Origin of the sequence: Desertihabitans aurantiacus, assembly GCF_003344635.1 — a bacterium.
GTDB classification, from domain to species: Bacteria; Actinomycetota; Actinomycetes; order Propionibacteriales; family Propionibacteriaceae; genus Desertihabitans; species Desertihabitans aurantiacus.
This window is the reverse complement of record NZ_QPKK01000125.1, coordinates 1-11,104: the sequence shown is the minus strand read 5'-3', so window position 1 is coordinate 11,104 and position 11,104 is coordinate 1. Positions and strand designations below refer to the sequence as shown.

Genomic DNA, 11,104 nt, shown 5'->3' with positions numbered 1-11,104 from the left:
CCCGGCCGGCGGCACCGCCACCGCACCGCCCCAGGAGCGGGAGGACCGGGCGCCGGGCACGGCGGCACCCCCGGAGACGCGCCCGGACACGCAGGTCGAGCCCGCCCCCGCGCCGCTGGACGTCCCGGAGGCCCCGGAGAGCCGGCTGACCCGGCTCCGGCGCCGGCTCGCAGGGCAGGACAACGCGCTCTCCCGCGGGTTGCTCGCGCTGCTGGCGCGGGACCGGATCGACGAGGACACCTGGGAGGAGTTCGAGGACACCCTCATCACCTCCGACCTCGGCGTCGGCCCCACCACCGAGCTGGTGGAGGCGCTGCGCAACCGGCTGAAGGTCGAGGGGGTCGCCGACCCCGCCGCCGCCCGCCGGGTGCTGCGCGAGGAGCTGCTGCGGCTGGTCGACCCCACCATGGACCGCAGCCTGGCCACCGAGCCCGGCACCGACGCCAACGGCGCCCACGTGCCCGCCGTGGTGCTGGTGGTCGGGGTCAACGGCACCGGCAAGACCACCACCGTCGGCAAGCTGGCCCGGGTGCTGGTCGCCGAGGACAAGGACGTGCTGCTGGGCGCCGCCGACACCTTCCGGGCCGCGGCGGCCGACCAGCTGGAGACCTGGGGCAGCCGGGTCGGCGTCCCGGTGGTGCGCGGGGCCGAGCAGGCCGACCCCGCCTCGGTCGCCTTCGACGCGGTGCGGGCCGGTCAGCAGGGCGAGGTCGACGTGGTGCTCGTCGACACCGCCGGCCGGCTGCACTCCAAGACCGGGCTGATGGACGAGCTGGGCAAGGTCAAGCGGGTGATCGAGCGGACCGCCCCGGTGGGGGAGGTGCTGCTGGTCCTCGACGCCACCACCGGCCAGAACGGGCTGACCCAGGCCCGGATCTTCCGCGAGGTGGTCGACGTCACCGGCATCGTGCTCACCAAGCTCGACGGCTCGGCCAAGGGCGGCATCGTCGTCCAGGTGCAGCGCGAGCTCGGCGTCCCGGTCAAGCTCATCGGCCTCGGCGAGGGTGTGGACGACCTCGCACCCTTCGACGCCGAGCAGTTCGTCGACGCGGTGCTGTCAGAGGCCTGAGCCGGCCCGCTTGGTTGACGGCATCCCGTGGCGGGTCCAAGCTCAGCGCATGGATGTGGCCTACGAAGTCGCGCTGCGAACCGAGGCCATGCGCTTTCTCGACAGCATCGGCGAGGACGTCGGCTACGAGGACGTCGCCCGCTTCACCTTCCGCGGTATGAGGATCCCGCTCCTCGACTACTCACGCGGCATCCGTAAGCCCTCGCAGCTCTCCGCAGCACTGTCCTTCCGGACGGTGTACACCGCGCCTGACAAGACGCCGCCGTACGCCGACCAGGAGGGCTTGGACGGGTTGCTCCGCTACAAGATGCGTGGTGACGACCCAGAGCAGGCGGAGAACCGGGCGCTCAGGGCGGCGATGCGAGCCCAGCTCGACCTGATCTGGTTCGTCGGGGTGGAAAGCGGGCGCTACCTGCCCATCTATCCGGTGCGGCTCGTTGCGGAGGAGACCCAGGATCTGCAGTTCGTCGTTGCTCTCGACCGGGAACAGCGGATGATCCTGGGTGCCGCGCACACTGAGCCACTCGAGGACATCCGTCGATGGGCTCAGCAGGTGACGCAGCGGCGGCTGCACCAGCCGATCTTCCGGGCCCGCGTCCTGGCCGCCTACCAGCGTCGGTGCGCGATGTGCCACCTGCGGCACGTCAACCTGCTGGATGCTAGCCACATCCTCGCCGATCGGCACGAGCTCGGTCAGGCGGTCGTGCCCAACGGATTGTCTCTGTGCAAGATCCACCACGCCGCCTTCGACCAACACCTCATCGGCGTCCGACCGGACCTGCAGATCGCGGTGCGTAGGGACGTGTTGGTGGAGATCGACGGGCCGATGCTCCGGCACGGCATCCAGGAGCTGGACGGGTTGCGCCTCGAGACGCCGCGAGAGCGCTCTGCGCGTCCCGACGAAGCACGGCTGGAGATCCGCTACAACGAGTTTCTGTCCCGGATCGGCTGACTCCGAGCACCGGTGCGCCTGGTGAGGATCGATCCCACCAGGGCGCACACGGCTCCCGTTCAGGCGGCCGGCTCGTCCATCGACCGGCCGGTCTCCAGCAGCGTCTTCAGCCCGGACAGGCTCCACAGCCAGCCGCCGCCACCCTGCTCGGGGTCGCCCCCGCCGGAGACCTCCTCGGCCAGCTCGGGCGCGGCGCTGACGTCGTGGGTGAGCACCACCCGGGTCAGCCCGCTGGGGTACTCCGTCAGCTCCCAGGTGACGCGGGTGGGCGCGATCCCGGGGCGCCAGGTGGGCGTCCAGTCCAGGACCAGCCGGTGCGGTGGGTCGACCTCGACCACGCGGCCCTCGATGGCCACGTCGCCCATCCCCATCTCCTTCATCTGCGGCGTGCTGAGGTTGCGGTAGACGCCGCCGGGGGTGGGCTCGAGCTCGACGTCGCCGCCGTAGCCCCACCGGCTGGTGTGCTCGGACTGCGTGATCCCCTCCCACACCTTCTGGGCGGGGGCCTGGATGTAGATGCTGTAGACCTGCGTCAGCGGTGCGCTCATGACTCGTCCTCGTCTGGTTCTGGTGCCGGGTTCTCGATGTGGTGCTTGAGGTCGAGCAGGACCGACGCCACGCCGGCCCGCTCGGTGTACTTGCCGATCCACCGCTGGTGGATCTGCTGGATCGGGACGGGGTTGAGGTGGTGCACCTTCACCCGTCCCTGCTTGCGCGCCACGACGAGATCGGCCTGCTCGAGCAGCCGCAGGTGCTTGGCCACCCCGAACCGGGTCATCTCGACGTGCTCGTTGACGACGGCCTCCAGCTCGCCGAGCGAGCGCCCGTCCCGCTGGAACAACGCGTCCAGGAGGAGCCGGCGGACCGGGTCCGCCAGCGCCCTGAACACGAGGTCGTCATCCACACAGCGAAGATAGGTGACCAAATGGTCACGTGTCAACGGTGGGGAACGCGGCCGCAAGCCCGTCGGACCCGGAGCCCGGGCGGTACGCTGGGCCGCTGACGCACCCGCCCGACCTGAGGAATCCCCACGTGTTCGACACCCTGCAGGACCGGCTGAACTCGGCCTTCAAGTCGCTGCGCGGCAAGGGCCGGCTGACCGAGGCCGACATCGACGCCACCTGCCGCGAGATCCGCATCGCCCTGCTCGAGGCCGACGTCAACCTGTCGGTCGTCAAGGAGTTCGTCGGGGCGGTGAAGCACCGGGCCCGGGGGGCGGAGCTGAGCGGTGCGCTCAACCCGAGCCAGCAGATCATCAAGATCGTCGACGAGGAGCTCGTCACCATCCTCGGCGGGGAGACCCGCACCATCCGCTTCGCCAAGAAGCCGCCGACGGTCATCATGCTCGCGGGCCTGCAGGGCGCGGGCAAGACCACGCTGGCGGGCAAGCTCGGTCGCTGGCTGCGCGAACAGGGGCACTCCCCGTTGCTGGTGGCCGCCGACCTGCAGCGCCCCAACGCGGTCAACCAGCTGCAGGTGGTGGGCGAGCGCGCCGGGGTGCACGTCTTCGCCCCCGAGCCCGGGGTGACCACCGCCGGCGGCACCGACCAGCCGACCGGCGACCCGGTGCTGGTGGCTCGCCGGGCGATGTACCACGCCCAGCAGAAGCTCTACGACGTCGTCGTCGTCGACACCGCCGGCCGGTTGGGCATCGACGAGGAGCTGATGCGACAGGCCGCGGCGATCAAGGCCGAGGTCCGCCCGCAGGAGACGCTCTTCGTCGTCGACGCGATGATCGGCCAGGACGCGGTGAACACCGCCCGGGCCTTCGCCGAGGGCGTCGGCTTCGACGGCGTGGTGCTGACCAAGCTGGACGGCGACGCCCGCGGTGGTGCGGCGCTGTCGATCGCCAAGGTCACCGGCCGGCCGATCATGTTCGCCTCCAACGGCGAGCAGCTGACCGACTTCGACGTCTTCCACCCCGACCGGATGGCCAGCCGCATCCTCGGCATGGGCGACGTGCTCACGCTGATCGAGCAGGCCGAGCGCACCTTCGACGCCGAGCAGAGCGCCAAGGCCGCGGCCAAGCTGCAGAGCAAGGGCGGCGGCGACTTCGGACTGGCCGACTTCCTGCAGCAGATGCAGATGGTGCGCAAGATGGGCCCGCTCTCCAAGATCTTCGGGATGCTCCCGGGGATGGGGGAGATGAAGGACCAGATCGCCAACATCGACGAGCGCGAGGTCGACCGGATCGAGGCGATCATCCAGTCGATGACGCCGGCCGAGCGCGACGACCCGAAGATCCTCAACGGCTCGCGTCGCGCCCGGATCGCCCGCGGCTCCGGGGTGGAGGTCTCCGACGTCAACAACCTGGTCAACCGGTTCATGGAGGCCCGCAAGGTGATGAGCCAGCTGGCCGGCGGCAAGATGCCCGCCATGCCCGGGATGCCGCCGGTGCCCGGTCTGCCCGGCGGGGCCGGTGGGGGCGGGGGTGCCCGCAAGGGCAAGCAGCAGGCCAAGCGGAAGAAGGCCGGCAAGGGCGTCTCGGGCAACCCGGCCAAGCGGCGCGAGCAGGGACGTCCCAGCGCGCCGGCCGCCGACGGCGCGGCCGCCTTCGGCCAGCTCCCGCAGGCGCCGCAGGACGGCCAGCAGTCCATGGCCGACTTCGACCTGCCGCCGGAGCTGCGCAAGATGTTCGACAAGCGCTGACGCGCTGGCCGGGCGGTCCGACGACGGGCCGTCCGGTGCGAGAGGGTCGTCCGGGCGGCGACCCAAGATAACGATTGAGACGATTCAGTAGACAGAGCAAGCGCTTGCGTCTACCGTCATCCGAGTTCTTTCAGTTCAACGACGAGGGGAAAGAGATGGCTGTCAACCGTAGGCAGTTCCTGACCGCAGCAGGCGGTCTCGCGGCGGTGGCCGGCTCCGGTGGGCTCGCCGCGTGCGGCGGCTCCGGCAGCGGCGGCGGCGGCGGCAACGCGGACGGGTCGGCGGAGCTGGCCTTCGCCTGGTGGGGCAACGAGGTGCGCAACGCGAACACCACGGCCGCCATCGACGCCTACACCGCGGCCAACCCGAATGTGACCATCTCGCCCCAGCCGGGGGAGTGGGCCAGCTACTGGGACAAGCTCGCCACCCAGACCGCGGGCAACACCGCGCCCGACATCATCCAGATGGACATGGCCTACATCTCCGAGTACGGCACCCGCGGTGCCCTGCTCGACCTGGAGGAGTACGGCGTCGACGTCTCCAAGTTCGCCGAGGGCACGGTCGACTCGGGTCGCATCGAGGGCAAGCTGTACGGCGTCAACGCCGGCATCAACACCCCGACGATCCTGGCCAACCCGGAGCTCTACGAGGAGGCCGGTGTCGACATGCCCGACGACACCACCTGGACCTGGGAGGAGTACGGCGCGATCGCGGAGGAGCTCAGCGCCAAGCTGGGCAGCGGCTCCTTCGGCTCGGACTCGATCTTCAACGACGTCCTGCTCAGCGCGTACCTGCGCCAGCAGGGCAAGGAGCTGTTCACCCCCGAGGGTCTCGGCTTCGCCGTCGAGGACGTCATCCCGTGGTTCGAGCTGATGAAGTCCTTCGTCGACTCCGGTGCGCTGCCCGACGCGGCCCGCATCAGCGAGGGCGCCACCAAGCCGCTCGACCAGGGCGACTTCGTCGTCGGCAACAGCGCCATGGCGCAGTACTGGTCCAACCAGGTCGAGGCCGTCAACAAGTCCTCGGGCAAGACCATGGCGATCCTGCGCTACCCGAGCACCACGGGTCAGGCCACCGACCGGCAGGCCTGGTACAAGGCGTCGATGCTGTGGTCGGCCTCGGCCCGCACCCGCCACCCCGAGGCGGCGGTCGCCCTCATCAGCTGGTGGGTCAACTCGCCGGAGAGCGCCGATGCCAACCTGGCCGAGCGCGGCATCCCGGCCAACCTGGAGATCCGCGAGCGCATCACCCCGGAGCTGTCGGAGGACCAGCAGGCCGTCGCGACGTTCATCGCCGACATCGAGCCCGAGCTGGGCACCACCCCGATCGCCCCGCCGCCCGGCGGTGGTGAGCTCGGCGACATCATGCAGCGCTACCAGCTGGACATGCTGTTCGGCCGCACCGCCCCGGCCGACGCCGCCAACGGTTTCTACACCGAGGCGACCTCCAACCTGAAGGTCTGAGGGATGAGTGCGCTCTTCGAGCTGACGAGCCTCAAGGGCAGCAGGGCCAGGACACCGGAGGAGAAGGCGGCCCGCCGCAAGGAGGCGGGCCGCGACAACCTCGCCGGCTACCTGTTCCTGCTGCCCTGGCTGGTCGGTCTGGTCGTCATCACGATCGGTCCGCTGATCGCCTCGCTGTACCTGTCGTTCACCGACTACAGCCTCATCCAGGCGCCGGAGTGGACGGGTCTGGAGAACTACGTCCGGATGCTGGAGGACCCCCGCCTGCACAACGCGCTGCGGGTGACCTTCATCTACGTGGTGGTCGGCACCCCGCTCCAGCTGGTGGTGGCCCTGGGCATCGCGCTGCTGCTCAACGAGGGCATGAAGGGTCTGGCGTTCTACCGCTCGATCTTCTACCTGCCCTCGCTGCTGGGCGGCTCGGTGGCCATCGCCCTGCTGTGGCGCCAGCTGTTCGGTACCGACGGCCTGGTCAACCAGCTGCTCCGGCTGCTCGGGGTGGACGCCACCATCGGGTGGGTCTCCGACCCCAGCTACGCGCTGTGGACGATCATCCTGCTGCACGTGTGGACCTTCGGCTCGCCGATGGTGATCTTCCTCGCCGGTCTGCGCCAGATCCCGGCGATGTACTACGAGGCGGCCGCGGTCGACGGGGCGACCCGGTGGTCCCGGTTCATCCGGATCACGCTGCCGCTGCTCTCGCCGATCATCTTCTTCAACCTCGTGCTCCAGGTGATCGGGGCGTTCCAGTCCTTCACCCAGGCGTTCGTGGTCTCCAACGGCACCGGTGGCCCGTCGGACTCGACGATGTTCTACACGCTGTACCTCTACGACCGCGGCTTCGGCAACTTCGAGATGGGCTACGCCGCGGCGATGGCCTGGCTCCTGGTCGTCATCGTCGGGGCCCTCACCGCCGTCAACTTCCTGCTCTCAAGGTTCTGGGTGTTCTACGATGACTGACCTCGACACCGCCGCCCTCCCCGCCACCCCGGCCCGCACCGAGCAGCCGGCACCGCGGTCGCAGCAGGCCGTTTCCTCCGGCGGACGCATCGCCCGGTCGCTGCTCAAGCACCTGATGCTCATCCTGGCCAGCATCGTGATGATCTACCCGCTGCTGTGGCTGCTGGTCAGCTCGTTCCGGCCCACCGAGGTCATCTTCCGCACCCCGGGGCTCTGGCTCAACGAGCTGTTCGTGCAGAACTACAGCGAGGGCTGGTTCGCCCTCGGCAGCCCGTTCCACGTCTACCTGTTCAACTCGCTGGTGGTCACGGTCGGCGCGGTCGTGGGCAACCTCGTCTCGTGCTCGCTCGCGGCCTACGCGTTCGCCCGGCTGAAGTTCCGGCTCCGCACGCTGTGGTTCGCCATCATGCTGGTGACGATCATGCTGCCGATCCACGTCATCGTGGTGCCGCAGTACATCATCTTCAACCTGCTCGGCTGGGTGAACACGATCATCCCGCTGGTGCTGCCGAAGTTCCTGGCCACCGACGCGTTCTTCGTCTTCCTCATGGTCCAGTTCATCCGCGGCATCCCGCGCGAGCTGGATGAGGCGGCGCGCATCGACGGCTGCGGGCACTGGCAGATCTTCACCCGGGTGATGCTGCCGCTGATGGGTCCGGCGCTGGCCACCTCGGCCATCTTCACCATCATCTGGACCTGGAGCGACTTCTTCACCCCGCTCATCTACCTCACCGACCCGACGAAGTACACGGTGCCGCTGGCCCTGCGCTCCTTCCTGGACGCCACCAGCGGCAGCAACTGGGGGGCGATGTTCGCGATGTCGATCGTCACCCTCGTCCCGATGTTCCTCGTCTTCCTGTTCGGCCAGAAGTTCCTCATCCGCGGTATCGCGACCACCGGCGGCAAGTGAGGCACGGGAGGCGGCGGTCCGCGTGACCGCCGCCTCCCGCTGCCTCGCCCCGTCCCGGGTCGGCGAACGAACGAAAGGTTGTCCTGTGGGTTTCCCCCGACGCTATGTGGTGGTCGGCACCGGCCACCGCGTCCACATGTACCTCGACGCCATGGCCGGCGCGCACCGGGACGACGCCGTCCTGGTCGCCCTGCTCGACCCCAACCCGGGCCGGGTCGAGCACCACCGGGCCCGGCTCGAGGCGGCCGGGCTGGACGTCTCCTCGGTGGTGACCGGCGGCCCGGAGGCGCTGGAGCAGACCATCGCCGACACGGGGGCCGACCGCGTCGTCGTCACCTCGCCCGACCACGCCCACGCCGGGCTGGTCGTGCGCAGCCTGGACGCCGGCGCCGACGTCGTGGTCGAGAAGCCGCTGACCATCGACCCGGAGAGCGCGCGGGCCATCGCGGACGCCGTGGCCCGCACCGGGCGGGACGTGGTGGTCACCCACAACTACCGCTACTCCCCGCGCAACTCCGGGCTCAAGCAGCTGATCCGCGACGGCGCGATCGGCACGCCGCTGTCGGTGACTTTCGAGTGGATCCTCGACACCGCCCACGGCGCGGACTACTTCCGGCGCTGGCACCGCGACAAGAAGAACTCCGGCGGTCTGCTGATCCACAAGGCCTCCCACCACTTCGACCTGGTGAACTGGCTGCTCGCCGACGCCCCGACCCAGGTCTACGCCCGCGGCGGGGTGCGCTTCTACGGCGCGGAGAACGCCGACGCCCGCGGTCTGGCGCCGCGCCCGCCGCGCGGCACCCACGACGGCGAGCACAGCCCCTGGGAGCTCGACCTGCGCACCGACCCACGGCTCAAGGCGCTCTACCTCGACAACGAGCAGCACGACGGCTACCACCGCGACCAGGACGTCTTCGGCCCCGGCGTCACCACCGAGGACAACCTCGCCGTGGTCGTCGACTACAGCCGCGGCGCGGTGCTCAGCTACGCCCTCAACGCCCACGCGCCGTGGGAGGGCTACCGGATCTACGTCAACGGCACCGAGGGCCGGGCCGAGCTGGAGGTGGTCGAGCGGGCTGCCGTCCTGCTCGACGACGCCGGCGGCACCACCGTCGACCCCAGCGCCCTGCCGGCCTCCTCCGGCCGCCACGGCGGGGAGCGGCTCACCCTGCAGCGGCACTGGGAGGCCGCCCAGGAGATCGAGATCGTGCAGGGCGAGGGCGGGCACGGCGGCGGGGACGCCCTGCTGCTGGCCGACGTCTTCCGCGGCGCCGGCGAGGACCCGCTGGAGCGTCCCTCCACCTGGGTGGACGGGGTCCGCTCGATCGCGGTGGGCATGGCCGGCAACGAGTCGTTGCGCACCGGCCAGGCCGTCCGGGTCGAGGACCTGGGGCTCGGCGTCGACCTCAGCCGGTGACCGCCGCGGAGCCGGCCGGCGCCGGGAGCCCGCAGCAGCAGGTCCAGCGGCTGCGGGCCGGTCTCGCCGACCCGCCGCGCGAGGCGGCGCCGATGATGCGCTGGTGGTGGTTCGGCCCGGCGGTGGAGCGGGCCGAGCTCGACCGCGAGCTCACCGCGATGGCCGCCGCCGGTCTGGGCGGGGTCGAGGTGGCCTACGTCTACCCGCTGGAGCCGGCCACCACGACGCTGCTGTCGGAGTCGTTCCTGGCCGACCTGCGCTTCGCCGCCGAGCGGGCGCGTGAGCTCGGCCTGCGCTTCGACCTCACCCTGGGCACCGGCTGGTCCTTCGGCGGCCCGCACATCGACACCGCCCTGGCCGCGCGCCGGCTGCGCTGGGACCGCCGGGAGATCACCCCCGGACCGCTGCGGATCGGCGCCACCTCGCCCTGGCCGGGCGAGGAGCTGGTGGCGGCCTACCTCGGCGACGGCTCGGAGCAGGAGACCCCGGACGTCTACACCCCGCTGCCGGTCACCGACGGCGAGGTGCGGGTGCCCGACGGGCGCGGGCCGCGGCAGGTGCTGCTGGTCTGGTCCGAACCCACCGGGCAGAACGTCAAGCGCGCCGCCGCCGGCGCCGAGGGCCCCGTCCTCGACCACTACAGCGCCGACGCCACCCGCCGTCACCTCGAGGCCTTCGGCGACCCGCTGCTGGAAGCCGTGGACCCCGCGCTGGTCGGCTCGGTGTTCTGCGACAGCCTCGAGGTCTACGCCGCCGACTGGACCCCGGCGCTGCCCGAGGAGTTCGAGCGCCGCCGCGGCTACCCGTTGCTGCCCGTGCTGCCCGCGCTGCTGTCCACCGACCCGGCCACCGCCGCGGTGCGCGCGGACTACCACCGCACCCTGGTCGAGCTGTACGAGGAGAACTTCGTCGCCGTCGTGCAGCGCTGGGCCGCCGGGCGCGGCGTGCCGTTCCGGCTGCAGGGCTACGGGGTCCCGCCGGCCACCGTGGCCAGCTTCCGCTTCGCCGACCTCTTCGAGGGTGAGGGCTGGGGCTGGAAGCGCCTCACCCAGACCCGGTGGGCGTCCTCGGCCGCCCACCGGTACGACCGGCCGGTGGTCTCGGCCGAGGTGTGGACCTGGCTGCACTCGCCGTCCTTCCGTGCCACCCCGCTCGACCTGCAGGGCGAGGCCCACGAGCACCTGCTCAACGGCGTCAACCAGCTGATCGGGCACGGCTGGCCCTACTCCCCGCCCGACGCACCGGGGCTCGGCTGGTTCTTCTACGCCGCCGGCGCCTACGACGACCGCAACCCCTGGTGGCCGGCCATGCCCGGGCTGGTCCGCGCGCTCAGCCGGCTCAGCTGGCTGCTCCGCCAGGGCGAGCCGGTGGCCGACGTCGCGGTCTACGTGCCGCTGACCGACGTGCTGGCCGGGATGGGCAGCGCCACCGGCGGCTCGCTGGACGCCTGGCGCGAGACCGCCCGGCGGGTCCCCGCCGAGGTCACCGCCGCCGTCCGCGAGCAGGGTCTGGACTACGACCTGGTCGACGACGAGGTGCTGGACGGGCTCGACCCGGCCCGCTACCCGGTGGTCGTCGTCCCGGCCACCACCACCGTCCCCGAGCGCACCCACGCCTGGCTGACCGCCGTGCAGGACGGCGGCGGGACGGTGCTGCGGGTCGGCAGCCCGGTCGGCGTCGGCGG

The 11,104-nt window shown here is 71.1% G+C and carries 10 protein-coding genes; 8 read left to right on the top strand and 2 right to left on the bottom strand.

Going from position 1 to position 11,104, the window contains the following annotated elements:
- Both ftsY and DVA66_RS11335 read left to right on the top strand, forming a co-directional pair.
- Positions 1 to 1,069: signal recognition particle-docking protein FtsY (ftsY, locus tag DVA66_RS11340; protein WP_114560188.1), on the top strand; the 1,069-nt coding region annotated here is incomplete at its 5' end.
- Between the two features lie 49 nt (positions 1,070 to 1,118).
- A complete protein-coding gene (locus DVA66_RS11335) occupies positions 1,119 to 2,021 on the top strand; it encodes an HNH endonuclease (RefSeq protein ID WP_114560187.1) in 903 nt (300 codons plus the stop codon).
- Positions 2,022 to 2,080: 59 nt separating this feature from the next.
- Here DVA66_RS11335 and DVA66_RS11330 read toward each other — a convergent pair whose 3' ends face one another.
- Both DVA66_RS11330 and DVA66_RS11325 read right to left on the bottom strand, forming a co-directional pair.
- Positions 2,081 to 2,569: an SRPBCC domain-containing protein gene (locus DVA66_RS11330; RefSeq protein WP_114560186.1), complete on the bottom strand. Its 489-nt coding sequence runs from the start codon at positions 2,567 to 2,569 to the stop codon at positions 2,081 to 2,083.
- On the bottom strand, positions 2,566 to 2,925 hold the full coding sequence (locus DVA66_RS11325; protein WP_232821910.1) for an ArsR/SmtB family transcription factor: 360 nt from the start codon (positions 2,923 to 2,925) through the stop codon (positions 2,566 to 2,568). The genes DVA66_RS11330 and DVA66_RS11325 overlap by 4 nt, the downstream gene beginning before the upstream one ends.
- Before the next feature lie 128 nt (positions 2,926 to 3,053).
- On the opposite strand from DVA66_RS11325, the gene ffh reads away from it, so the two are divergent.
- The 6 genes from ffh to DVA66_RS11295 form a co-directional block, all read left to right on the top strand.
- On the top strand, positions 3,054 to 4,670 hold the full coding sequence (ffh, locus tag DVA66_RS11320; protein ID WP_114560184.1) for a signal recognition particle protein: 1,617 nt from the start codon (positions 3,054 to 3,056) through the stop codon (positions 4,668 to 4,670).
- 155 nt (positions 4,671 to 4,825) lie between these two features.
- The gene (locus DVA66_RS11315) at positions 4,826 to 6,133 is read left to right on the top strand and encodes an ABC transporter substrate-binding protein (RefSeq protein ID WP_114560183.1); all 1,308 of its coding nucleotides are present in this window, start codon (positions 4,826 to 4,828) and stop codon (positions 6,131 to 6,133) included.
- A 3-nt stretch (positions 6,134 to 6,136) separates the two neighbouring features.
- Positions 6,137 to 7,093, top strand: coding sequence for a carbohydrate ABC transporter permease (locus tag DVA66_RS11310; protein WP_114560182.1), 957 nt, complete (start codon positions 6,137 to 6,139; stop codon positions 7,091 to 7,093).
- A complete protein-coding gene (locus tag DVA66_RS11305) occupies positions 7,086 to 8,003 on the top strand; it encodes a carbohydrate ABC transporter permease (protein WP_114560181.1) in 918 nt (305 codons plus the stop codon). The genes DVA66_RS11310 and DVA66_RS11305 overlap by 8 nt, the downstream gene beginning before the upstream one ends.
- Positions 8,004 to 8,088: 85 nt before the next feature.
- The gene (locus tag DVA66_RS11300) at positions 8,089 to 9,420 is read left to right on the top strand and encodes a Gfo/Idh/MocA family oxidoreductase (RefSeq protein WP_232821909.1); all 1,332 of its coding nucleotides are present in this window, start codon (positions 8,089 to 8,091) and stop codon (positions 9,418 to 9,420) included.
- Positions 9,417 to 11,104 (top strand): glycosyl hydrolase (locus DVA66_RS11295; protein WP_198671682.1); only part of this gene is annotated, 1,688 nt, incomplete at its 3' end. The genes DVA66_RS11300 and DVA66_RS11295, both read left to right, overlap by 4 nt.

What these genes read in the sequence shown, in the direction of transcription:
- DVA66_RS11330 (WP_114560186.1), bottom strand. Translation starts at nt 2,569, where the DNA reads ATGAGCGCACCGCTGACGCAGGTCTACAGCATCTACATCCAGGCCCCC.
- DVA66_RS11305 (WP_114560181.1), top strand. Translation starts at nt 7,086, where the DNA reads ATGACTGACCTCGACACCGCCGCCCTCCCCGCCACCCCGGCCCGCACC.
- DVA66_RS11310 (WP_114560182.1), top strand. Translation starts at nt 6,137, where the DNA reads ATGAGTGCGCTCTTCGAGCTGACGAGCCTCAAGGGCAGCAGGGCCAGG.
- DVA66_RS11335 (WP_114560187.1), top strand. Translation starts at nt 1,119, where the DNA reads ATGGATGTGGCCTACGAAGTCGCGCTGCGAACCGAGGCCATGCGCTTT.
- DVA66_RS11315 (WP_114560183.1), top strand. Translation starts at nt 4,826, where the DNA reads ATGGCTGTCAACCGTAGGCAGTTCCTGACCGCAGCAGGCGGTCTCGCG.